Origin of the sequence: Bacteroides sp. NGMCC 1.200775 (assembly GCF_040798045.1) — a bacterium.
GTDB classification, from domain to species: domain Bacteria; phylum Bacteroidota; class Bacteroidia; order Bacteroidales; family Bacteroidaceae; genus Bacteroides; species Bacteroides hominis.
On sequence record NZ_JASCQK010000004.1, the window covers coordinates 315545 to 341375 of the forward strand.

At 45.9% G+C, this 25831-nt stretch carries 16 protein-coding genes; 10 read left to right on the plus strand and 6 right to left on the minus strand.

Annotated elements, in window-relative coordinates; genetic code table 11:
- The 6 genes from lepB (at window position 1) to QK890_RS13100 (ending at window position 11882) form a co-directional block, all read left to right on the plus strand.
- Window positions 1–891 carry a signal peptidase I gene (gene lepB / locus QK890_RS13075; protein ID WP_032535770.1) on the plus strand — a complete coding sequence of 297 codons (891 nt, stop codon included), beginning with the start codon at window positions 1–3 and terminating at the stop codon, window positions 889–891.
- Window positions 888–2579 carry an O-antigen ligase family protein gene (locus QK890_RS13080; RefSeq protein WP_193683715.1) on the plus strand — a complete coding sequence of 564 codons (1692 nt, stop codon included), beginning with the start codon at window positions 888–890 and terminating at the stop codon, window positions 2577–2579. Before lepB ends, QK890_RS13080 begins: the two co-directional genes overlap by 4 nt.
- Before the next feature lie 409 nt (window positions 2580–2988).
- Window positions 2989–4059: an efflux RND transporter periplasmic adaptor subunit gene (locus QK890_RS13085; protein ID WP_005780239.1), complete on the plus strand. Its 1071-nt coding sequence runs from the start codon at window positions 2989–2991 to the stop codon at window positions 4057–4059.
- A 25-nt stretch (window positions 4060–4084) separates the two neighbouring features.
- On the plus strand, window positions 4085–7162 hold the full coding sequence (locus tag QK890_RS13090) for an efflux RND transporter permease subunit (protein WP_005780238.1): 3078 nt from the start codon (window positions 4085–4087) through the stop codon (window positions 7160–7162).
- 2 nt (window positions 7163–7164) lie between these two features.
- Window positions 7165–8658 carry a TolC family protein gene (locus tag QK890_RS13095; RefSeq protein WP_005780236.1) on the plus strand — a complete coding sequence of 498 codons (1494 nt, stop codon included), beginning with the start codon at window positions 7165–7167 and terminating at the stop codon, window positions 8656–8658.
- A 20-nt stretch (window positions 8659–8678) separates the two neighbouring features.
- Window positions 8679–11882: an efflux RND transporter permease subunit gene (locus tag QK890_RS13100; protein ID WP_367627380.1), complete on the plus strand. Its 3204-nt coding sequence runs from the start codon at window positions 8679–8681 to the stop codon at window positions 11880–11882.
- A 233-nt stretch (window positions 11883–12115) separates the two neighbouring features.
- Here QK890_RS13100 and QK890_RS13105 read toward each other — a convergent pair whose 3' ends face one another.
- Entirely contained in the window at window positions 12116–12874 is a 759-nt protein-coding gene (locus tag QK890_RS13105; protein WP_005780232.1) for a 1-acyl-sn-glycerol-3-phosphate acyltransferase, read from the minus strand.
- A gap of 88 nt (window positions 12875–12962) precedes the next feature.
- Here QK890_RS13105 and QK890_RS13110 point away from each other — a divergent pair, with 88 nt between their 5' ends.
- Window positions 12963–14195 carry an exonuclease SbcCD subunit D gene (locus QK890_RS13110; protein ID WP_367627381.1) on the plus strand — a complete coding sequence of 411 codons (1233 nt, stop codon included), beginning with the start codon at window positions 12963–12965 and terminating at the stop codon, window positions 14193–14195.
- Between the two features lie 147 nt (window positions 14196–14342).
- The gene (locus QK890_RS13115; RefSeq protein ID WP_367627382.1) at window positions 14343–17306 is read left to right on the plus strand and encodes an AAA family ATPase; all 2964 of its coding nucleotides are present in this window, start codon (window positions 14343–14345) and stop codon (window positions 17304–17306) included.
- 613 nt (window positions 17307–17919) lie between these two features.
- Here QK890_RS13115 and QK890_RS13120 read toward each other — a convergent pair.
- From QK890_RS13120 to QK890_RS13140, 5 genes are all read right to left on the minus strand, one after another.
- The gene (locus QK890_RS13120; protein WP_005807393.1) at window positions 17920–19686 is read right to left on the minus strand and encodes an ABC transporter ATP-binding protein; all 1767 of its coding nucleotides are present in this window, start codon (window positions 19684–19686) and stop codon (window positions 17920–17922) included.
- 2 nt (window positions 19687–19688) lie between these two features.
- Window positions 19689–21413: an ABC transporter ATP-binding protein gene (locus tag QK890_RS13125; RefSeq protein ID WP_367627383.1), complete on the minus strand. Its 1725-nt coding sequence runs from the start codon at window positions 21411–21413 to the stop codon at window positions 19689–19691.
- Complete coding sequence (locus QK890_RS13130) at window positions 21410–22576, minus strand: metallophosphoesterase (protein WP_005823407.1); 1167 nt, start codon at window positions 22574–22576, stop codon at window positions 21410–21412. The genes QK890_RS13125 and QK890_RS13130 overlap by 4 nt, the downstream gene beginning before the upstream one ends.
- 109 nt (window positions 22577–22685) lie before the next feature.
- Window positions 22686–23270 carry a hypothetical protein gene (locus QK890_RS13135; protein ID WP_032541709.1) on the minus strand — a complete coding sequence of 195 codons (585 nt, stop codon included), beginning with the start codon at window positions 23268–23270 and terminating at the stop codon, window positions 22686–22688.
- A gap of 3 nt (window positions 23271–23273) precedes the next feature.
- Entirely contained in the window at window positions 23274–23789 is a 516-nt protein-coding gene (locus QK890_RS13140) for an RNA polymerase sigma factor (protein ID WP_005780219.1), read from the minus strand.
- Between the two features lie 185 nt (window positions 23790–23974).
- Between QK890_RS13140 and QK890_RS13145 the strand changes: the two genes are divergently transcribed.
- Together QK890_RS13145 and QK890_RS13150 are read left to right on the plus strand one after the other, a co-directional pair.
- Complete coding sequence (locus QK890_RS13145; RefSeq protein WP_367627384.1) at window positions 23975–24382, plus strand: DUF4440 domain-containing protein; 408 nt, start codon at window positions 23975–23977, stop codon at window positions 24380–24382.
- Window positions 24383–24673: 291 nt separating this feature from the next.
- Entirely contained in the window at window positions 24674–25810 is a 1137-nt protein-coding gene (locus tag QK890_RS13150) for a fibronectin type III domain-containing protein (RefSeq protein WP_234212365.1), read from the plus strand.
- Window positions 25811–25831: the final 21 nt, after the last annotated feature.

Below are 25831 nucleotides of genomic sequence, written 5' to 3' on the forward strand. Positions count from 1 at the left end.
ATGAAGAAAGAAGTTTGGGTGAAACTGGTGAAACGAATCGGAAACTGGATTGTGAATATCTGTTTCTATTCTTGTGTGGCTTTTGTAGCCTGGATGGTATTACAGGTATTTTGCCTGACTTCTTTCAAGATCCCTTCAAACTCGATGGAACCGGCCTTACTTTCGGGAGATAAGATATTAGTGGATAAATGGACCGGAGGGGCACGACTGTTCAATATCTTTGCATCGTTACGGGGTGAGGACGTTCCTATCTATCGTCTGCCGGGCTTTGGCTCGTTTAAAAGGAACGATGTGCTTGTATTTAATTTCCCTTATCAGGATGGGAGTGATAGTATCGGATTCGATATAATGAAGTATTATGTGAAGCGGTGCATTGCTCTTCCGGGAGATACGTTGGAAATACGCAGGGGATATTATCATATCAAGGGGATAAAAGACAGTTTGGGGAATGTGAAGGCACAACATCGGATTTCCCGGGTCAGAAGAGAGGATTCGCGAGGGATTGTGATAGATGCTTTTCCGTGGGACGGACGTTTGGGATGGACCATTCAGGAGTTCGGTCCTCTTCCGGTGCCGGCAAAGGGGCAGGTAGTGAAGATTGATACGTTGTCCCGTTTACTTTATGGAAGATTGATTCATTGGGAACAGAAAAAGAGATTGCAACAAAAGGGGAATTCAGTTTGTCTGGGCGATAGTGTGATAAGAGAATATAAGTTTATGGAGAATTATTATTTCGTATCGGGGGATAATATGGAAAACTCAAAAGATTCCCGCTACTGGGGCATGCTGCCCGAATCATATATTGTGGGAAGAGCATTTACGATATGGCGTTCGGATGATCCTTTGCGTGAAAAAATTCGTTGGGATAGGGTATTTAAAAAAATAAAATGACGGAGATGAAGGTAGATTATATACATATTATACTCCGTGGGGGACTTTTAGCGATAGTGTGCACATTGCTGTCTGTGGTATGGGTAAATGATCCGATGCTTCCGGCAGGTGAACTGTCCGGACAATGGGCTTATCTGGCAAAGGCCGCTATGGGGGCTGCTACAGGACTTTTATTGTTGGCTTTTGTCTATTATAAAAAGAGGTATGATATGGGGAGGGATTTTTATCAGGTAGTTGTCTGGAGTCTTATAGCGTTGGCCGCTTCCGAGGCTGTTTATGGATTAAGACAACTTTATGGTTTTACTTCTTCCCATCATTCTCTATATTCCCTGACCGGGTCTTTTTTTAATCCGGGGCCTTATTCCGGTTATCTGGCCATGGTCTTTCCGCTTTGTCTGGATCAATGGCTAAAATTGCGAAAAAGGATAAATAAAAACTGGATCGAGTGGACCGGATATTATGGGACATTGGCAGTATTGTTTCTTATACTTTGTGTGCTTCCGGCAGGTATGAGCCGTTCGGCATGGTTGGCTGCCATTGTTTCCGGTATTTGGGTATATGGTGTACATAAGTCCTGGCCGGTACATCTGAAGAGGATATGGATGCGTAAAAAAGCAAAGATGATAGCAATTGCTTCGGCTCTGTGCATAGTCGTGCTGGTGGGGGGAGTTTGTCTGTTTTATCTGAAAAAAGATTCAGCCAGTGGACGATTGTTCATGTGGAAAATCAGTACGCAGGCTGTTATGGAAAAACCATTTACAGGCTATGGTCAAGGGAGTTTTGCACTTGCATACGGGACAGCTCAGGAAACTTACTTTGCAAAAGGAGATTATTCTCTACGTGAAGAACTGGTGGCAGGAAGTCCGGAGTATGCTTTTAATGAATATTTGCAGATTGCAGTCGAACGGGGAATTCCGGTTTTGTTCTGTTTCCTGGCTTTTGTTGGTTTTTGCCTGTGGCGAGGTGTCGGCTTGAAGCGTTTAGGCGCATGTGGTGGAATAATCTCGTTGCTGGTGTTTGCTTTTTCTTCTTATCCGATGCAGTTGCCCGCCTTTGTTATCTCTTTCGTGGTTTTATTGATGGCTTGTGTCGCAGATCGTTTTCTTGCCTGGCAACTGGTCTTTGCCTGTGTATTGGGGATTTCCGGATACTATTGGCAGCAGGCGGACGTATATAAAGAGTGTAAAGACTGGGCTAATTGTCGCATGTTATATCAGGCAGGAGCTTATCAAAGTGCCAAAGAAGGCTATGAGCGTTTATATCCGAAGTTGAAGAAAAGAGGGGCCTTTTTATTTGAGTACGGGCATTGTTTGCATAAATTAAAGGAGGCGGATGCTTCAATTTTATTATTAAAAGAGGCTTCTACCCGAAGTTGCGATCCGATGATACTAAATATTATTGGTAAGAATTTTCAGGAAAAGGGAGAATATGCTGAAGCCGAAAAATGGTTATTACGTTCCACTCATTTATTGCCGGGCCGGATTTATCCATATTACTTGCTGGCAAAACTGTATGCTGTTCCTGAGTATTTACAACGGGATAAATTACAGAAAATGGCGGAATTGGTCTTGACTAAAGAACCTAAAGTGCAGTCGACTGCCGTAAGAGAGATGAGAGAAGAAATTAGGAAGCTACTTGTAAATGTAAGTAACGAAAAAATCGTAAAAAGCAGAAAAGTAAATGATTAATATGTTTTAAATGCAAAAAAAAGTCTGCTTTTTCTTTTGGCATTTTAAATATTAGCAATTATATTTAGGGTCTCGATTGAGGTCATTCCGGCTTTGGTTTCAGTGCCGGCTATATTTGTTCTCCGGAAATAGGATATCAGATAAGCAGGTTTCTACCGTGAAGAGGAATGAGCATAATAGTGAGAATAGAGGATGAAATGTGATAGGATTATCTGATTTTTTACGGATTAACCGGGGTGAAATGTTTTTTGTCCACCTCTGTTTGTAACGTAAAAATCGTAAATGGCAAATTATCAGTATTTTAATGGCAGTGTGCCAGCAGAATTTAGTCCGCCATTTATTTTGTGTGTTAGAAAATAACCAACTATATTTGCAACCATAAATTAATAGAGAAAAGTTTAATAACATTATGAAAAACCAATATCCCTTCTATACGCTTTGCCTGGCATTGGCAATGCTGACAGCTTGTTCCGGTGAGAAGAAAGAAAGTGCTTCTGAAAAAGGAGTGGAAACTGTGTTGCCCGACACGAAAAATGAAGTGTCCGTTATGACCTTGAAGAAGCAGGTATTCAACCATGAACTGGTGAGTAATGGAAAAGTATCTGCCAAGGGAATGGCTGATCTGAGATTTGAAAGTGGTGAGGTGATAGCTCATATTTGGGTGAAGAACGGAGACCGGGTGCAGAAGGGACAAAAGTTGGCAGAGTTGGATAAGTTCAAACTTGACAATCTGTTGTCACAGGCAGAAGATGCTTTGAAAAAATCCGAGCTCGAGTTGCGTGATGTGCTTATCAGTCAAGGTTATCCGGCAGATGATATCAGTCAGGTACCTGAAGAAACCATGAAATTGGCGAAGGTGAAGAGTGGTTATGACCAAAGTAAATCGCAATATGAAATGGCAAAATACAATGCAGAGCATGCTACATTGATAGCACCTTTTGCCGGGGTAGTTGCTAACTTGTTTTCGAAGCCTTATAATCTGGCGAATACTTCGGAAATATTCTGCACGGTGATCGATATGCAGGGAATGGAAGTAGACTTTACCGTGCTGGAAAGTGAGTTGCCTTTAATAAAGAATGGAGATAAGGTGGTGATTAAACCTTATTCTGATGCGGCGACAGTACATGAAGGAAATATATCGGAAATCAATCCATTGGTGGACGATAAAGGAATGGTGAAGGTGAAAGCCCGGGTGAACGGGGCAGGCAGACTGTTTAGCGGAATGAATGTGCGTGTCAGTGTGCACCGTTCGTTGGGAGAGCAGTTGGTGATTCCTAAAAGTGCAGTGGTGCTTCGGTCGGGCAAACAGGTTGTGTTTACTTTGAAAGATGGAAAGATGGCTCAGTGGAACTATATTCATACCGCTCTGGAAAATGCTGACAGCTATAGTGTTGCCGATGGACTGACAGAAGGAGATACTGTAATTGTAACCGGAAACATCAATCTGGCACACGAAGCTCCGGTCACTATCATTGAATAAGGATGAATCACTAAACAAAACAATTATGATTAAATTCCTGATACAACGTCCCATTGCCGTATTGATGGCTTTTACGGCTTGCTTCATAGTGGGGTTGGTGACGTATTTCACGTTGCCGGTATCGTTGCTGCCGGATATCTCTATCCCAGAGATTACCGTACAGGTAGCAGCGAAGAATACTTCGGCACGTGAATTGGAAAACACAGTAGTGAAGCCTATCCGCCAGCAATTGATTCAAGTGGCTGCTTTGAAAGACATGTCCAGCGAAACACGTGATGGTGCAGGTATTATCCGGCTTAATTTTGATTTTGGTACCAATACGGATTTGGCGTTCATAGAGGTCAATGAAAAAATTGATGCGGCTATGAATTATCTGCCAAAAGATACAGACCGTCCGAAGGTGATTAAGGCAAGTGCAACCGATATTCCGGTGTTCTATCTGAACCTGACCCTGAAGACGGACAGTGCTTATGAAGAGACAGATCAAAGGGCATTTCTGAATTTATGTGAGTTTTCCGAATCGGTCATCAAGCGCCGTATCGAACAATTGCCCGAAGTGGCAATGGTAGACGTTACCGGATTGTTGGAAAGACAGTTGCAGATTGTGCCTGATATGGACAAACTGGCTATGCTCGAATTGTCTATTGAAGATATTGAAACGGCTTTGGCACAAAACAATGTGGAGCCGGGGAGTATGACTGTGCGGGATGGATACTATGAATACAACATTAAATTTTCTACTTTACTTCGTACCTCGGAAGATGTGGAGAACATTTATATCCGGAAGGGAGACCGTATCATACAGTTGAAAGAATTCTGTCGCATAGCGGTGGTGCCGGTTAAAGAAAAAGGAGTATCCGTTTCGAACGGAAAGAGAGCGGTGACTCTTGCCATCATTAAGCAAGCTGACGAAAACATGGATAAAATGAAGGAGGCACTGTCGGAAACGATGGACTATTTCAAAAAGATCTATCCGGATATCGAGTTTAGTGTGAGCCGAAATCAAACTGAACTGCTGGATTATACGATATCCAATCTCCAGCAGAATCTTTCACTTGGTTTCTTCTTTATTTGTATTGTTGCCGTACTGTTCCTGGGCGATATCAAATCTCCTTTTATTATTGGACTGAGTATGGTGGTATCCATTGTCATCAGTTTCTTGTTTTTCTACTTGTGTAAGATGTCTCTCAACATCATCTCCCTGTCCGGATTGATCCTTGCATTGGGTATGATGATCGACAGTTCGATTATTGTAACTGAAAATATATCACAATACCGGGAAAAGGGCTATTCGTTGAGGAGAGCCTGTGTGGCAGGAACAAGCGAGGTGGTAACTCCTATGCTTAGTTCTTCTTTTACGACAATTGCCGTATTTGTGCCTTTGGTATTTATGAGCGGTATCGCAGGTGCTATTTTTTACGATCAGGCCTTTGCCGTAACGGTAGGACTGATGGTTTCATATTTTACAGGTATCATGTTGCTTCCTGTTTTGTATATGTTGGTCTATCGTACCGGAATAAAAGGAGGCCCGAAATGGCTGAGGCTGAAGATTAACAATCCGTTGAAAGAACATACCTTGGATCGTTTCTATGATAAAGGAGTCGATTGGGTATTTAGCCATAAAACGCTGAGTGTACTGTTCTGCGTTATTTCTTTCCCGCTATGTATTTTCTTTTTCTTCTTTATTGATAAGGAGAGAATGCCGGACATCGATGAAAATGAATTGATCACCCGTATCGAATGGAACGAGAACATCCATGTGGACGAAAATCAGCGTCGTGTAGACGAGTTGTTCCGTGAGTTGCAGGGGCAATCTGTAGAGCAGACGGCCTCCATCGGGCTGCAGGATTACATCTTAAATCGTGAGCAGGAGTTGTCGTCATCAGAGGCAGAACTGTATTTTAAGACAGAAACTTCGAAAGAGATTGCTCCGTTGCAGTCAGAGATTTATAAAAGGCTGAAAGAGCGCTATCCCTTGGCGGTAATTTCGTTTTCTCCACCGGAGACTGTTTTTGAAAAACTGTTTGTGACAGGGGAGGCTGATATTGTGGCCGAGTTGTATGCCCGTAATAAAGACAAGGCACCCGAACCTGGTACCTTACGCGGACTGGAACAGACGTTCAGGCAAAAAACGGGAATACCTCCGACGGGTATTGCTTTCGAAAATCAGTTGAACCTTAGCATTAACCAGGAAAAGTTATTGTTGTATCAAATCTCTTATAATGAACTGTACCGGGTGCTGAGAACTGCTTTCAAAGAGAACAGTGTAGCTATGTTGCATTCTTATCAACAATATCTGCCTATCAGCATTGCAGGAGACGAAAAAACGGTCAATCAGGTTTTGCAGGAAACATTGATTCAGACCCAGCCGGATAGTAAGACGGGAGAGGTGAACTTCATCCCCTTGCGTGAGTTGATAAAGGTAACTCCCGCCGAAGATTTAAAGAGCATCACGGCCGGAAGAAACGGAGAGTATATTCCTTATAAATTCTATGGAGTGGAGGATGCTGAACAGTTAATGACTGAGGTGAAAGAAGTGACTAATGAAACAGGAGATTGGGACATCGGCTTTTCCGGTAGTTTCTTTTCCAATCAGAAGATGCTGGACGAGTTGGTCGTGATTCTGTTCATTTCATTGTTGCTGATGTATTTTATTTTGGCAGCCCAGTTCGAGAGCTTTATGCAACCCTTGCTGGTATTGATGGAAATACCGATTGACGTGGCATTTGCATTGGTACTGCTCTGGATATGCGGACATACATTGAATCTGATGTCGGCCATCGGGTTGATTGTGACTTGCGGTATCGTGATCAATGACTCTATCCTGAAGTTGGATGCTATTAATGAATTGCGTAAAGAAGGGGTACCTTTGCTGGAAGCCATTCACGAAGCCGGGCGCAGAAGGTTACGTCCGATCATTATGACATCATTGACCACCATCTTCGCAATGGTCCCGTTGCTGTTCTCGTACGACCTTGGGTCCGAGCTTCAGAAGCCGCTTTCCATTGCCATGATTGGCACCATGACGATCGGTACACTGGTGAGTTTGTTTATCATCCCTTTACTGTACTGGTTTATTTATAGAAATAAAGTAAAACGATAGATATGAAGAAAAGATATTATATAGTAATGGCAACCTTGCTGCTTGGAGTTTCTGTAGCGAAGTCTCAGGATCATATAAAACTTGATTTGCAGAAAACGATACAATTGGCCAATGATAGTTCACTGGAAGCATTCCGCACACAGAATATGTATCTTTCCGGTTACTGGGAGTACCGGACTTACAAGGCCAACCGTCTGCCGAGCCTTACTTTGAATATGACTCCCGCCGAATATAACCGGGATATTACCAAGCGATACGATTCGGAAAATGACTTGGATGTTTATCGTAGTCAACAGTCGTTTTATGCTTCCGGTAATCTGGCTATCCAGCAGAATTTCGACTTGACGGGTGGTACTTTCTATCTGCAATCTCAATTGGGATATATGCGCAGTTTTGGCGGAAGTAAGTCGACACAGTTTACCAGTGTGCCCATCCGACTGGGATATTCACAAAGTCTGGTAGGATATAATTCGTTCAAGTGGGAAAGAAAAATAGAACCCCTTAAATACGAGAAAGTAAAGAAGGAGTTTGTATATAATGTGGAGGCTGTATCCGTGCAGGCTACTACCTATTTCTTTAACCTGGCAATGGCGCAGGCTGAATATAATCTGGCCAAAGAGAATATGGTGTCGTCGGATACGTTATACAGCATTGGAGTACAGCGTCAGAAGATAGCAGCCATTTCGAAGGCGGACCTGTTGACATTGAAACTGGACGTGGTAAATGCACGCAATACATTGCAAAATAAAGCGAGTGCCCTGAAACGTGCTATGTTTTCTTTGGTTTCTTTCCTGAATTTGGATAAGAATACGGTTATTGATATCGATTTGCCCGTACGTCCGCAGGAATTGGTGATACCTGTGGATAAGGCTTTGCAGATGGCACATGAAAACAATCCTCAGCTACTGGGATTGAAGCAGAATGTACTTGAAGCCGAACGCAATGTGGATAAAACCAAAAAAGAATCACGTTTTAATGCGAGTGTGAACGCCAGTATCGGTTTCAACCAGGTAGCTGATAACTTTGGGGATGTGTATCATAAACCCATGCAGCAGGATTTGGTGTCGGTCAGTGTCAGCATTCCATTGGTGGACTGGGGGGTAAGAAAGGGTAAGTATAACATGGCCCGCAATAACCTGAATGTGGTGAAGACTTCTGCCCGTCAGGATGAAATCAGTCTGGATGAAGAAGTGATTATGACTGTAAACGATTTCAATATCCAGCAAAACCTGATAACCAGTGCCGAAGAAGCACTTGATCTTTCCATTCTGGCTTATAACGAAACCCGCCAGCGGTTTATCATCGGGAAAGCGGACATCAACAGTCTGACTCTGTCCCTGAACCGTCAGCAGGAAGCACAGCAGAACTATATTTCCGCTTTACAGAACTATTGGCTGAACTATTATAAGATACGTAAACTGACGTTGCATGACTTTGCTACCGGAATCCCGCTGACTGAAAAGTTTGACTATGCGGGGGGACAATTGGTGAGATAGTGCTACCTAACATTGAAACGATGGATAATCCTTCTAAAATAAAAGCGCAGACGAAAGCCTCTTCTTTCACGCTGATTGTCGCCTTTATATGCGTGGCGTTGATTGGTTTGGCCTTGATTCCCCTGCTCCCCGTAAAACTGAATCCTTCAAGAACTTTACCGGGTTTTACGGTACAGTTCGGTATCCCCGGCACTTCGTCGAGGGTAGTGGAGATAGAGGCAACCAGTAAACTGGAGGCCATGTTGGCACGTATTAAAGGTATAAAGAACATCTATTCTACCTCCGATAACGGTTCGGGGAGCATCACCATTGAATTGGACAAGTATGCGGATATAGATGCGGTACGTTTTGAGGCATCAACCATTATCCGGCAGACCTGGCCTCAGCTTCCCGACGGAGTGAGCTATCCCTATATCAGGATGAAGCGTCCGGACGATAATGCCTCACGTCCTTTCATGTCGTTTACACTTAATGCTCCTTCTACTCCCATCTTGATTCAGCAATATGCCGATGAACATATCAAGACGAGGCTGGCACAGATTCAGGGTATCTATAAGATAGACTTGAGCGGAGCCACACCCATGGAGTGGGTGTTGGAGTATGATAGCGAACAACTGAGACGATTGGGTATTTCTTTGAGCGATATCCAGCAGGCTGTTGCCCGCTATTATCAAAAAGAATTTCTGGGTACTTATAATATAGAGTCGGCTTCAGGTGGTAAAGAGTGGATCCGGCTGGCCCTGATGCCCGAGTATAAAGAGGAAGGATTCGATGCTTCCCGTATCCGGGTGAAAAGTGCAGAAGGAAAATTGATCAGTCTGAACGAGCTTGTGACGGTGAGCCACATGGAGGAAGCTCCTCAGAGCTATTATCGTATCAACGGACTTAACTCCATTTATTTGTCGATTACAGCCGAGGAAACTGCCAACCAGTTGCAACTGAGTACACAGGTTAAAGAAGAGATGGAGGCGATACAGAAAGTGTTGCCTGCCGGATATGAGATCCACACAAGCTACGATGCTACGGAATTTATTCACGAAGAGCTGAATAAGATTTATTTGCGTACCGGGCTTACGGTCCTGATTCTGCTGTTTTTTGTGCTGCTTATCACGTTGAATCCACGCTATTTGTTTTTGATCGTGGTCAGTCTGAGTATCAATATAGCCGTGGCGGTGATTTTCTATTACCTTTTCGGACTGGAAATGCAACTCTACTCGCTCGCCGGTATTACGGTTTCGCTCAATCTGGTGATAGACAATACGATTGTGATGACCGACCATATCCTGCACCGGCGTAACCTGAAAGCCTTTATGTCCATTCTGGCTGCGACCCTGACTACAATGGGAGCTTTGGTCATCATTTTCTTCCTTGACGAGAAGATACGGTTGAATCTGCAAGATTTTGCAGCCGTAGTGATTATCAATCTGGCTGTATCTCTGTTCGTAGCTCTTTTCTTCGTACCGGCTCTGATCGAAAAGATCGGGTTAAGAAAGAGAAAGCGCCGTCAGACCAAATCCCGTTTCTTCCTTCTTCGTGCTTCTCTTCCGCGGAGAATAACAGTTTACTTTACCCGTTTCTATGGCTGGATGATACGTAAATTATGCCGTTGGCGTGTGGTTGTCTGCATCTTGTTGGTACTGTTGTTCGGACTCCCGGTATTTATGCTGCCGGAAAAGATGGAAGGTGAAGGGCGTGCCGTGGAATGGTATAACAAGACCTTAGGATCATCTACTTACAAAGAAAAAGTGAAACCGGTTGTGGACAAAGCACTGGGAGGCAGTTTGCGCCTGTTTATCCAGAAGGTATACGAAGGCAGTTATTTCACCCGGAACGAAGAAGTAGTATTGTATGTTTATGCCAATCTTCCGAACGGCAGTACGTTGGAGCAGATGAATGAACTGATTAAAAAGATGGAGATTTATCTGAGTCAGTTTAAGGAAATCAAACAGTTCCAGACTTCGGTGTACAGTGCCCGTCGTGGTAATATTAATGTCTATTTTACCAAAGAGCATCAGAATAGCGGTTTCCCCTATACACTGAAAGCAAATATTATCAGCAAAGCCTTGCAATTGGGTGGAGGCAGCTGGGGGGTATACGGTTTGCAGGATCAGGGGTTCAGTAATGATGTGCGTGAGGGAGCCGGTTCTTTCCAGGTGAAGATGTATGGATACAATTACGATGAATTGTATGAATGGGCTGAGAAGTTGAAAGCCAAATTGCTGACTCACCGACGGATCAAGGAAGTTATAATAAACTCTTATTTCTCTTATTGGAAAGACGATTATCAAGAGTTCTACTTTGACCTCAACCGAGAACGTATGGCACAGGAGAACATCAATGCCAATATTCTGTTCTCTACGATCCGGCCTATTTATGGTAAGAATATGGAGATCGGATCGGTAGTGGCGGATAATGGTTCGGAAAAAATAAAGCTTTCCTCCAAACAGTCTCAGGAGTATGACATTTGGGCCATGCAATATTTTCCGTACGGAACGGATGACAAACAGTATAAACTGTCTGAACTGGCTACTATGGAAAAGGGACAAATGCCGCAACAGGTTGCCAAAGAGAATCAGCAATACAGGTTGTGCCTGCAATACGAATATATCGGTTCGGGGGAACAAGGAAATAAAATTCTGAAACGTGACCTGGAGGAGTTTAACAAAGAACTCCCGATGGGGTATACGGCTCAATCGGAGCGGGATAGCTGGGGATGGGGAAAGAAAGATAATAAGCAATATCTGCTTTTGCTGGTAGTGATTGCCATTATCTTTTTCACGACAAGTATCTTGTTTAATTCATTGAAACAGCCTTTGGCTATCATATTTATTATTCCGGTGTCATATATCGGTGTATTCCTGACGTTCTATTGGTTTAAGCTGAACTTTGACCAGGGAGGTTTTGCTTCGTTTGTTTTATTGTGTGGTATTACGGTGAACGCCAGTATCTATATTCTTAACGAGTATAACGCCATTCGTAGACGTTCTCCCCGAATGTCGGCCTTGAGGGCCTATACCAAGGCTTGGAATGCGAAGATCATTCCTATCTTCCTGACAGTTGTCTCTACGATCCTTGGCTTTATACCTTTCATGGTAGGTACAGATAAGGAAGCATTCTGGTTCCCATTGGCCGCAGGAACCATCGGTGGGTTAGTCATGTCAATCATCGGAATCTTCTTCTTCCTTCCGGTATTTGTGCTGAAGAAGAGAGTGGGGAAACGATGAACAAATACTCTTTCCACCACAGAGGGCACAGAGTAACACAGAGAAGAAATGAAGTTATTGATTGGGGATATTCCTAAAATAAGAAAATTAAAGGCAACTGATTCATTGCGGGTTAGTTGCCTTTTTTGTATCTTTAAGCAGGGACATTTACTGAATATCCCTGCTTATCAATAAAAAAACTCTGTGTTACTCTGTGCCCTCTGTGGTGAATCCTGTTCATCGTTCAAAACCGTTTATAAGTCTTGATCTTCATTCTTCACCATCCCTTTGAATTTATCGGGAAGTGCACTTTCTACAGCAGTATAGGCTTCTGCCATGGTAGCTTTAATGTTATCCGCTCCCTGACCTTTAGGGGGGATAGGGTCATGTATGGTCAGAATCATGCGGTGGCGGTGAATCCATTTGCCGGTTCGTGGCAGGATTTCAAAAGATCCGTCTATGGTCACAGGAACTACGGCAAGTTGGAGGTCGTCCGCCAGTTGAAAAGCTCCTTTCTTAAAATATCCCATATGGCCAGTGAAAGACCGTGCCCCTTCCGGGAAGACCACTAATGACACACCGTCCTTCAGAGAGTCTTTGGCCTGGCGAATGGTTTCAAGTACCTTCTTCGGACCCGACCGGTCTACGAAAATATGTCCGGCACTTTCGCATGCTTTTCCTACAAAAGGTATTTTACGTAGACTTTTCTTCATCATCCATTTAAAGTTACGTCCTAAAAAGCCGTAAATGAGGAAGATGTCGAACGAGCCTTGATGATTGGGTACGAAGATGTAAGAGGTTCTTCCATGTAGCTTTTCGCGTCCACGCACTTTTACCGGAATCAACAGGAAAAGGCAGATCAACTGTGACCAGATTTTCCCCGGATAATATCCCCAGATGTGGGCACCTCCCAATAATGAGCCAATGATGGTGACAATCGCCGTGAGGATAGTCAATACTAACAAAATGGGCAATGCAATGCAGATTTGATAAATATAGTATAGTATCTTCATAATGATTTTGGTTTTAGCTTGTGCAAAAATAAACAAAATAATATTGCTGTCCTGAATAATTGCTAACTTTGTTTCAAATTTCAATAGCATGATACGTATACTACATACAGCCGATTGGCATTTGGGACAAACCTTTTTCGGATATGACCGGACACAGGAACATGAACACTTTCTGGACTGGCTGGCCGGTGTCCTGACTAAGAACAAAATTGATGTACTGATTGTTGCCGGAGACGTTTTCGATGTTTCCAATCCGTCTGCCGCCTCGCAGCGAATGTTCTATCGTTTCATTCACCGGGTGACAACCGAGAACCCGGGATTGCAGTTGGTCATTGTAGCCGGAAACCATGATTCGGCTGCCCGGTTGGAGTCACCTCTGCCGTTGTTGCAGGAGATGCGGACGGAGATTAAGGGGATTGTCCGTAAACAGAATGGCAAAATAGATTATGAGCATTTGCTGGTAGAATTGAAGAATGCGGCGGGGGAGGTAGAAGCACTATGCCTGGCGGTACCTTTCTTGCGACAGGGAGACTATCCGGTGGTAGAGACTGAAGGCAATCCGTATGCGGAAGGGGTGAAGGAACTGTATGCCCGTTTGGTGGAATATGCTTTGAAGAAGCGGACGGACGGGCAGGCATTGGTGGCCATCGGACATTTGCTGGCAACCGGTTCGGAGATTGCCGAAAAAGATCATAGTGAGCGCATCATCATCGGCGGTTTGGAGAGTGTATCGCCCGAGTCTTTTCCCGAACAGATTGTTTATACGGCTTTAGGGCATATCCATAAGGCTCAGCGCGTATCGGGAAGGGAGAATATCCGTTATGCCGGTAGTCCCTTACCTATGTCGTTTGCCGAGAAGCATTATCACCACGGAGTGGTAAAAGTGACCCTGGATGAAGGTTGGGCGGTTGAGATAGAGAAACTTGAATATACTCCGTTGGTGCGTTTGCTAAGTATCCCTGCCACAGAAGCTGCGGCTCCGGATGAGGTGCTGGATGAATTGCGCGGGCTGGAACTACCGGAAGATGAACCGATGCCCTATCTGGAAGTCAAGGTGAAACTAAGCGAACCGGAGCCGATGTTGCGGCAGCAAATAGAAGAAATACTGGAAGGCAAGCCGGTCCGGCTGGCCCGTATTGTTTCTTCTTACAGGCAGGCGACAGAGGGGAGCGTGGAAGAAGAAGTCCTGACCGCCGGATTGCAGGAGATGAATCCCTTACAGATTGTGAAAGCAACCTTTGAGAACAGTTACCAGGCGGAGATGCCGGAAGAACTGGTAAATTTGTTCCAGGAGGCTTGCCGGACCATCAATTTAGAATGAATCAAATAGGAATTCACCACAGATTACCAGAGATTACACAGATCACCATTAGGATTCACACAGATCTTTTAATCTTTACTATCAACGAGATCATCTATTGATCTGTGTTAATCCGTGTAATCTGTGGTGAAAGCAAACCGAATAACCATGAAGATACTAACCATACGATTAAAGAACCTGGCTTCCATAGAAGGAACCTTTGAAATTGATTTCCAAGCCGAGCCTTTACGTTCTGCCGGGATTTTTGCGATATCCGGTCCTACGGGAGCCGGAAAATCGACAATACTGGATGCACTCTGTCTGGCACTGTATGATAAGACACCTCGCTTTTCTGCTTCGGTCGAGAGTCTTTATATGTCAGATATCGGTGAAAGTCGGGTGAATCAGGCCGATGTGAAGAATATCCTTCGGAGAGGGACGGGAGAGGGATTTGCCGAGGTTGATTTTTTAGGAGCGTCCGGACACTGTTATCGTTCTCGTTGGTCGGTACGCCGGACAGGAAGCCGGGCTAACGGTTCTCTGCGGTCGCAGACGATACAAGTGACCGATCTGACTGCCAATCAGGAACTGCAGGGAACAAGGAAAGAGTTGTTGGCACAATTGGTGACTTTGGTTGGTTTGACTTACGAACAGTTTACCCGTACGGTGCTGCTTGCCCAGAATGACTTTGCTACTTTCTTGAAATCCCGTGAGTCCGCTAAAGCCGAGTTGCTCGAGAAGCTGACCGGAACGGAGATATACTCTCGCATTTCCAGTGAAATCTATCTGCGTAGCAAAACAGCTGATGCAGAACTGAATCTGTTGAAAAGCAATGCCGCCCTGATCGAACTGCTTTCCGAAGAGGAAATCAGTCTTCTACGGACCGAAAAAGAGAGTCTGACCAACCTTCGTGAACAGGGAAGTAAAGCCTTGGTAGAATTGAATGCGCAACTATCGGTGCTGCATACTTTGAAGTTGCAACAGGAGCAGCGTGATAAGAAAGTGCAGGACATGCGGCTGGATGAAGAAAAAAGTAAGAAGCTCCGGGAAGAACACACACGCCAGTCCGACTATCTTATTCACTTCAGGGAACAGTGCGAAGCCGTGCAACCCGATCTTAGCCGGGCACGTGAACTGGATGTTCAGATCCAATCACTGGTCAGCCAATCTAAGCAGGCGGAGGAGATACTGCAAGGTGCTGAAAAGGCAGCGACTGCACAAGCCGATAAATTGCAATCTGTGCAGGGAACTCTGCATACTTCCTGCCATGCGTTGAAGAACCTGACGGGAGAGATCGATCTGCCGGTTACGGAAGAGACGGGGCTGTTTCTTGAATCTGTCCGGAACAGGCTGAAAGAGCAGGAAGACCACCTTACCATTCTTCAGAAAGAGAACGAAGAGCGTGTGAACCGTCTGAACGCTTTTGGGGTTGAAGCGGTGACCGACGAGCAAGCCCGATGGATGCAGGAACAAACCCGTTTGCAGAATGCCCGCCAGCAAATGTTGGAATGGGGAAAGGCGAGGACAGAAGCCGAACGTCTGAAAGTACAGCAGGAAGAGGTGGTGTACAAACAAGAACAGATGCGGAAAGAAATGGCCGCTCTGACCACCCGGTTGGCGGAGAAGGAGACTGAACTGAAAGTGCTGCAACGCCTTTTTGAGAATGCCCGTATCGCGATGGGAAAGGACGTTCGGACATTGCGGCAGAATTTGCGTGAGAATGAACCGTGTCCGGTATGTGGGAGCACTGATCATCCTTATAGAAACGAGGAGCAGGTAGTCCATACCCTGTATCACAACATCGAACTGGAGTATCAAACCGCATCTGGTGAGTATCAGCAACTAAATAACCGGAATATCGCCTTGAAACAGGATTTGCTCCATCAGACGGAACTGTCCGGACAGATAACCGCACAGTTGCAGGCGTTGCTCCAGGAGGTTGAGCAGAAACGTCCTTCATCGGAAGAGGAGCAAAATCCGGACTATTTTGAGAAACAACTGCATACCGTACAAGGGAAGCTAAATCTGCTCGCAGAGAAAATGCGCCAATACCAGCAACTCCATAAGGAATGGCAACAGCACGAGGAGCGGATCAGGACACTTCGCTCGGCTTGTGAGGCTTTGCGTGAAGGTGTAGCCCGCTGCCATCTGTTGATGCAGCAGGTTCTGGCTGCTAAAGAGCAATTTACGTTACTGAAAACGGCGGAGATGACTGCTCGGGAACAGTTCCGGGTGGTCAGTGAGCGGTTGATAACTCTCCGTCAGGAACGGGCTCCTCTGTTGAAAGGTAAATCTGTCGAGGATGCGGAAGCCGCCATTCGGAAAAAAGAGAAACAATTAAACGACTCCCTGGAACAGGTGCGCAAGGAGGGAGAAGAAGTCCAGTCGCGTATTTCCGGCATACAGGGAGAGATCAGGCAACTGAACAGTTCCATCGACGAACTGATGCTTCGGAAAGAACAGATAGCCGATCCGGAACATCTGCCGGAGACGATCGCCCGCCAGCAAGCAACCAATCAGGAGACGGAACGTCGTCTGTCTACCGTAGAGGCACGTCTTTTGCAACAGGAGCAAAACCAGAAGAAGCTGAGGCAGCTGGAACAGGAACTGACCGAAAAACAGGAGACGGCCAACCGATGGGGAAAACTCAATAAACTGATTGGCAGTGCGGACGGGACAAAATTTAAGGTGATTGCGCAAAGCTATACGTTGAATCTGTTACTGATGCATGCCAACAAACATCTGTCTTATCTCTCGAAACGTTACCGTTTGCAGCAGGTGCCGGGAACACTCGCCCTGCAAGTGATCGACTGCGATATGTGTGACGAGGTGCGTACCGTCTACTCTCTTTCCGGCGGAGAATCTTTTCTTATCTCCCTGGCGCTGGCCCTCGGGCTGTCGTCTCTTTCGAGCAATAACCTGAGAGTGGAGTCACTTTTCATCGACGAAGGATTCGGTTCGCTCGATGCCGATAGTTTACGCACTGTGATGGAAGCTCTCGAGCAGTTGCAGATGCAAGGACGGAAGATTGGAGTTATCTCGCATGTGCAGGAGATGAGTGAGCGCATTGTCGTACAGGTACAACTCCATCGTGCGGCGAATGGGAAGAGTGCTATCACTTTGACAAATTGATAATCGGAAATCGTTTGGCTGCGTTTTTTCAGGGCAGACGGCGGGCTGAACGGAAAAAACGCCTTATTTTAGCTTTTCTGATTACCGGATGGAAAGAGAATTTTCGTGTTTGCCGGTAGAATGTAAGTGAGGCTCCGCAATCTCTTCCGTAACGTACGTAAGAAAGGTAGAACCGTGTCTTTTTATTGTTCGGGTAAACTCTTGTAAGGACTCACAACTGGAGAAAAAACAGGTCCGATAAGCTAAAAAAATGCTAACAACAGATGTAATGAACAAAAACAATAGGAGATATTTGAAAAAGAAGTAAGCATATTCCGAAAATGCTTACTTCTTTCGGACCGTATGCTTACTTCTTTTCCGGGAAATGCTTACTTCTTTTGCCGAAAATCCCGGCTCTTCACCTCTTTAACCCCGGCTCTTCACCTCCGTAAGACCGGCTTTCCGGCTTTTCTTCCTCTGGTTTGCCGTTTTTTTAAAGAGAGTCTGTTTGTAAAACAGCTTATTTCCTTTCTTAATGTATTCCTATCTGTCGTGATTCCTTTCTTTATGATATTTCCCATGTCCCGGATATCGAACCCGGTTCTCCTCCATATCCTCCTTTGTGGCGGATACTTTACTTGAACTGCTCTTCGTTCAGCGAGTAGTATTTTCCTTTCAGTGCGAGTAGCTCCTGATGGCTGCCTTGCTCGATAATCTCCCCGTGTTCCAGCACCAGAATCGTATCAGCATTGCGGATGGTAGACAGGCGGTGAGCAATAATCAGGCTGGTGCGTCCTTGCATCAATTGGTCCAGTCCTTTTTGAATCAGTATTTCACTGCGTGTATCGATGTTGCTTGTTGCCTCGTCCAGCAGCAGGATGGCCGGATCGGCCACTGCCGCGCGGGCGATGTTCAGTAGCTGCCGTTGTCCCTGACTCAGGTTTGCCCCGTCATTTTCGAGTAGCGTGTCGTAGCCCTGTGGCAAACGTTTGATGAATGAATGGGCCGCTGTCAGCCGTGCAGCCGCCACTACCTCTTCATCGGTCGCGTTGAGGCGGCCGAAACGGATGTTCTCCCGTACCGTACCCGTGAAAAGATGTGTATCCTGCAGTACGATGGCCATCGATCGGCGAAGGCTGTCACGCCTGATACGGTCGATGGGATGATTGTCGATGGTAATCTCTCCGGACTGAATGTCAAAGAAGCGCGGCAGCAGGTTCAGTATGGTTGTCTTTCCTGCTCCGGTAGCGCCCACCAAAGCTATCTTCTTTCCGGCAGCCGCATGCAGGGATACTCCTTTCAGGATGGTTTTTTCCGGACGGTAGCCGAAATATACATTCTTTAAGGCTACATCTCCTTTTGTTTTTTCGAGTGTGATGGCATCCGGCGCATCCTTCTGCTCCGGTGCTTCGTCTATGATCTCGAAGATGCGTTCGGCTCCGGCAATGGCTGCCTGTATGCTGTTGTAGAGGCTCGCCAGTTCATTGATGGGGCGTCCGAATTGCCGGGAATATTGCAGGAAAGCTGCCAGTCCGCCCACGTCGAACCCGCGGAAGATGGCCAGTAAGGCTCCCACGATGGTGATGATCACATAGTTCAGCGTATTCAGGTTTTGCATGACCGGCATCATCAGACCCGAGTAGAATTGTGCCTTCAGCGATTTCTCCTTCAGGCTTTGGTTCAGTATCCCGAAGTCCGTTTCCACTTTTTGTTCGTGTCCGAAGACCTTCACCACTTTCTGTCCGCTGATCATTTCTTCCACATAGCCGTTCATCATCCCCAATGACTCCTGTTGTGCTTTGAAGTATTTCCGGCTTCGTTTTACGATTCCTTTGGCGCTGAGGAACATCAGGGGGACAGTAATCAGTGTTACTGCTGTCAGTATCGGACTGATGAAGAGCATCAGACAGAAAATGCCCGCAACTGTCAGTGCGCTCGACAACATGTCGGACAGGCTGTCGGTCAGTGCGTCGCTGATACGGTCTATATCATTGGTGTACCGGCTCATGACATCTCCGTGCTGATGGGTATCGAAGTATTTGACAGGCAAGCGTTCCATCTTTCCGAACAGTTCTTCGCGCATCCGGGTTACGGTGCGTTGCCCGATCTTATTCAGCAGAATATATTCGATGTAAGTAGCCGCTACCCCTGTCAGGTAAATGCCTGCCAGTATCAGCAGGATGCGTACCAATCCGTGGAAGTCTCCCGGCAGGATGTAGTTATTGATAATCGGTCGGAGCATGTACGATCCGGTGAGATTGGCTGCGATGCTCACAACGATCAGTACACCGATTACGATCAGCAACCGTCGGTCGCAGGCCACGTACGATACCAGGCGGAGGAAAGTTTTCTTTCCCGCCTTAGGCTTTCCGCTGTATTTCAGATGATCTCCGTGTGCCATGGTCAGATAACGATTTGTTGTGAGTGATAGATTTCCCGGTACATCTCCGAGCGTTCCAGCAATTCTTCCGGTGTTCCGATGGATTCTACTTCTCCGTCGTCCAGCAGAATGACCCGGTTGGCCGATTGCATGGTATATATGCGTTGCGTGATGATAAGCACCGTGGTATCGTGCAGCCATGCATTCAGGTTGTTCCGGATGCGGAGTTCTGTTTCAGAGTCTACGGCACTGGTGCTGTCATCCAGTATCAATATCTTGGGTTTACGCAGCAAAGCCCTGGCGATGCAGATGCGTTGCTTCTGTCCGCCGGAAAGGTTTACTCCGCCTCGTCCTAACTGAGTGTCATATCCGGCAGGCAGCGAGCAGATGAACTCATGGGCTTCGGCGGCACGTGCGGCCTCTTCGAGTTCTTCCTGTGTGGCATCGGTTTTTCCCCACCGCAGGTTTTCTGCAATGGTTCCCGTAAAGAGCTCGTTTTTCTGCAACACCATGCCGATGCGGGCATGAAGTTCGTGCAGGTTGTAGTCTTGTACGGGGATGCCGTCGATCCGTATTTCACCGGAACTGACATCATACAGGCGGGGGATCAGTTGTACGAGCGAACTTTTAGCCGATCCGGTAGCGCCTGCCACAGCCACCGTCTCGCCCGGACGGACGTGGAAACTTATGTTCCGCAGCACATCCGTCTCGCCTCCGCCATAACGGAAGCTGACCTTCTCAAAGCGAATCTCTCCCTTTTCGATCTGCCGGGTGCTCCGCATTCCTTCGGGCGTATCGGTCAGTGAAGGCTGTGTATCCAATACCTCCAGGATACGTTTCGATGAGGCTGAGGCACGGGCATAAGTCATGATAATCATGGACAGCATCATCAACGACATCAGCACTTGTGCCAGATAGTTGACAAATGATATCAGTTCGCCCACTTTCAACTCTCCTGCCATCACCTTCTGCCCACCCATCCAAAGGATAGCGATGATCGACAGGTTCATCACCAGTTGCATCACCGGAAAGATGGCGACAATGATGTTGGAAGCGTGAATCACCGTGTCGCGCAGGCTTTCGCTCTTGTCCTTGAACTTGTGTGCTTCGAAGTCCTCCCGCACAAATGATTTCACCACCCGGATGTTGATCAGGTTTTCGCGTACCACTTCGTTCAGTTGGTCTACTTTCTGTTGCACTTTCAAGAAGAAGGGGAACCCTTTCCGCAGGATGAAGAATACACTGAAACCCAACACCGGGATGGCAGCCAGCAGGACGCCTGCCAGTTCCAGGTTGATACGTACCACGAAGAACACTGCCATGACGAGCATCAGCGGAGAGCGCAGCATCAGACGCATCGATACCTGGATAACTTGCTGAATGCGGCTGATGTCACTTGTCAGCCGGGTGATCAGTGAAGCCGTACTGAACCGGTCTATATCGAAAAAAGAGAGTTGTTGTATCTTGCCGAACAGCTTGGTGCGCAGATCGGTTCCGAAACCGATGGAGGCTTGCGAAGAGACATATACATTGGCAATACTGAATATCAGTCCGACAATGGAGATAAGTACCATCTTTCCGCCTACGGCAGTAATGACGGAGAGATCCCGCTGCATCACTCCGTTGTCTATAATATCCGCCATGTACATCGGCTGAATGGTTTCGCACATTACAGACACAAGTACCAGTAGCGGACATGCCAGCAGACTTGCTTTGTAGCCTTTCAGTATTTGCCAGTATTTTTTCATTTATCCAGTGTAATCACGGTAATCTCCGGCCATGCCCCGAAACGGAAAGGCAGTCCGACGAATCCCATCCCTACGTTTACGTATAGTCCCCGGTTGCCTTCTTTGTACATGCCTCCCCATTCCGGATAGATCCAGGAAGCAGGTGAATGATGTCCGATGGCCAGCTGCATGGCATGCGTGTGTCCGGCCAGCATCAGGTCGATGTCCGATTCGGGCAACACTTCACGTCTCCAGTGTGTAGGATTATGACTTAATAACAGCTTGAACAGGCCGTTTGTTCCTGCCTGTGCCTTGGGCAAGTCACCGTGCTGTGAGAAAGGAGGTTCTCCTTCGTTTTCTACCCCGATCAGGGCGATGCTGTCGTTTCCGCGGTGCAGTAGAGTGTGCTCGTTGTTCAGTAACACCCAGCCCATGTCGGCTTGCCGTTTCTTCAGGTCGTTCAGGTTGTTTACCTGGTCGCGTTTACTTTTCCATCGATAGTAGGGGCCGTAGTCATGGTTTCCCAGGATGGAGTATACGCCGTCCCGGGCATGTAGTTGCGAGAGTATCTCTTCAAATCCGTCCAATTCTATGGCCCGGTTGTTTATCAGGTCACCGGTGAATACGATCAAGTCCGGCTTTTGCGCGTTAACCAGGTCCACCATCTGTTGCAGGCTCTTGGCATTTCCTTGCCAGCTCCCGATGTGTATGTCCGACAACTGGACAATGCGGTATCCGTTGAAAGCTTCGGGCAGGCGGGAAGAACGGAAGGTGACCTCCTTTACTTCAAAACGGTCTTTGCCCACCATCGAACCATAAAGTATCAGGACTGCGTTGAGCACGGCCAGTACCAGTCCGGTTGCTATAAAAGGAGTCCGGGGCCAGTGCAGCCATCGGTTGAACGGGCGTCCGATGATGGAACAAATCGTAAAGAGCAGTTTCGGAGAGGCAAACAAGAAGAAGACAACGGCGAAGCGTCCTATCCATAATGTATGTTGTTCGGCGTATTCATAGTTGGCAAAGAAAGCTAACGATACTACTCCCGCCATCAGGAAAAGAGTGGGAAAGAAGTAAAGGATTCGCCAAAAAAGACTTAGAGTCATTTGTTTGATAAATGTCCGGTAAATGTAAATGTCCGGCAATACAAGGATTACGATCAGAAAACCTAAAACTCGTTGCAGCATATTTTCTTAGCTATGGGTTGAATAAATAAAAAGAGGCGTAGGATATGTCTCGGGGGGACTTGCGAACGCCTCTTCAAAGTTAGAGAGAATTTGTAAAGTACGGTTTAAGTTAAGCTGTATGATTTAATTCTTTTAACTCGTTTAGGTTCTTCTTTATTTCTTTTATATGTCTGAGGTTCCGGCGATACACCCACAGGCAGATTCCAAGTCCGACGGCCCACACGATCAGACTGCTGATGATTCCTGCAGCACCGTATTGCCAGACCTGTTTGTAGAAAGAGAAAAAGGTAGCCATCACAAGCAGGTAGAGTATGCCTATGATCCATTCGCGAACCATCCATCTGTGATATCGGTTGATACGGGAGATTACTGTGACCAGAGGCATTTCATCTATCCGGGTCCGCCCCAGGTAATGGGCGGAATACAAATCCCAGCAAAGGGCCGGGATGCACAGGAAGAGGGCGATCCAATAATAAAAGTCCGTAAGTGCATCATCACATATCCAGAAGATCACTGCCAATGCCAGTATGCCGATTGCGGCAAAACGCAGCTTTCTGTTGAACCGTTCTATGCTGTTAATGTTGTTCCGGGTGCGTCCCAACAATTGTTTCATTTCTTCTTCCTTGATGAACTCCTTGCCTTTGAGGTGTTCATCCAGTGCGTTCCACGATTTCTTCAGATCATCCAGTTCCATATCTTATTCCTCCTTTTTCATCTTTTTTAGTTTGTCTTTAATCCGGCTCAGCTTGGTTGCTACATTGGTCACTGTCAGTCCGGTGATTTCCGAGATTTCCTCGTAACTTTTCTCTTCCAGATAAAGCAATATGATCGACTTATCCAGTTGTCCCAGTTGATTGATCATCCGGTACAGTTGCCGGAGCATTTCCGTCAGTTCGTCTTTCTCTTCCGTCAGCCAGTCGGCTTCGCGGGTGAGTGCCACGATTTCCGGAATGTTTTTCTCTTTGCGGATAAAGCTGATGCAAGTGTTCAGTGCGATCCGGTAAATCCAGGTCGAGACTTTGCACTCTTTCCGGAATCTGGGATAAGCCTTCCACAGATTGAGAATCACTTCCTGATAAAGATCGCCGAGTGTGGCGTGCTGGGTGGTATAAAGATAGCACACCTTGTAAATCACCCGCTCGTACTCCCTGACTACGGAGAGGAACTCTTGTTCTACGGGTTCGTTGGCTTGCGGCGGACTGGTGGGGTTCATTGTCTTCTTTTCGGGATTACTTTTGTATGGTTAGTCGCAAAGGAAAGGAAATAATCACAAAATAAAAGCGGAAATTAGTGGGAATTTGGACTATTTCCGGATATTTATTATATTTGGAAACGATAAGAATCTGTGGGTGACGGAGTTTGTCAAGTATGAAACGTTTTAAATAAATCCGTATTTTTATGACTGGATGTACAAGTATGGCTTCAAATAGCGAGGACCTGAAGGCCTTTATTTTATCTTTGGAAGAACAAGCTCTGAAGTTATGGAATCGTGGAAACCCGGATGGGTTTATAGAACTGTCATCTGATGATGTTGTCTATATCGACCCCGCTTTCAAGAACAAACTGGAAGGTAAAAAGGCTCTGGAAGAGTATTATAACAGCATTCGGGGAAAAGTCGAGATCGACAGGTATAATATGATAGAACCCACTGTATTGCTGTCATCCGATGTCGTTGTTCTGGCATATGATTATGAAGCTTATAGAGATGACCGGACATTCAGGATGCATTGTACGGAAGTATATAAACTGGATTCGTCTGAACAGTGGAAAATCATACATACCCATTGGTCTTTTTGTCCTGCCTGATAATGGCGGACAGAATGGGAATGGCCGGATCTTTTCCCTACAGGAGGATGCCGGGATATTGAGTCCCATAATATCCCATCCATACCTGAATCATGCTTTCTTCACAACAGTTTGTCTCTGTATCTTTGTAATGCTTCTTTCGGATATGTGGCTTTGTCACGTCTTCTTGTATGTCACTGGAAGAGAGGACAGAGGTACTTCGGATTTGTTTGGAATCAAACTGTTTTCTTTTGTTATATTTATAATAAATATTGTAACTTTGCCGGCAATTAACACTATAAATAGACAAAGATGAACAAGAGAAGATTACTGGGCTTGCTCTGCCTGATGGCATTGCTGGCCACCTCCTGTGACAATAAGGGGGATTATTGGGGAGCCATGGAAACTTCCAAGACAACATTGACGCTGGAGCGCATTTGTGATATGGCTACGCTTTCACAAGATTCCGTAAATCTGCTATCTGATATTATGGGAGTGAATACAGAAGAACTGTATCGGGCAGACGCTGTCATGATAGGAAAAGTGACAGGTGGGGAAGCAGGTCATTATTACTATCCCAGGTTTCTGATTGCTAAAGATAAAGAAATGAAGGAAGTGATTATGGAAGCCTATATCCGTCATAATACAGGAAATACCTTTTATGCTTTTCTGGATCCGGATATGTTGACTTTGGGCGAAACTTATTATTGTGCAATGAACGATTATCAGTATGGCTATAGCGGACGCCCGGGGTTGCTGGATCATGTATTGGGCGAAAATTCAAACAAAGAACGTTTTAGTGAAGTAAAAGCATTCCGCCTTTCTGGTCTGCCAAAACTGATTGTACACGATACCCAGTTCACAGGATACAGTTATTATTTATCTGCGGAAGTACGTTTTAAAACCGATGCCGGAATTATAGAGCAAGGTGCTTGTTATAGTTCAGTCAAAGAATTGCCGGGAATTACCGATCAGAAGGCATTGGCACGGGGAACGCGGATGTATAATTACTCGAATTTTGAGGTGGAGGTGATGGACCTGCTACCTGCTACCCACTATTATATACGCCCCTATGTGACTACTGAGGAGGGGACAGGCTATGGGCCGGTGGCTGAGTTCACGACCGAACGGGGTACAGAGCCGGTTATCAATAATTTTTCGTTGTATCAATATAATGGTACGGCGGTAGAGTTGTATGCTTCTTTCTATACAAATGATTTCCTTATTACAAATTATGGTTATAGTTATGGCGTTTATTCACAGGAAACGGGAGTGGTGACGAATGAACAGATGATAGAAGTACCTTTTACTGATGATTATAGACAGACGTTTGATGAAATCGTTACCGGATTGCGTCCCGGGACGCTTTATGCTTTCCGTGTTTATGCGAAAAATGGAGTAGGGATTAGTTACAGTAATTACCGGACCATTGAGATCCCTGCAGAATAAAATATAGATTTAAAGAACGAA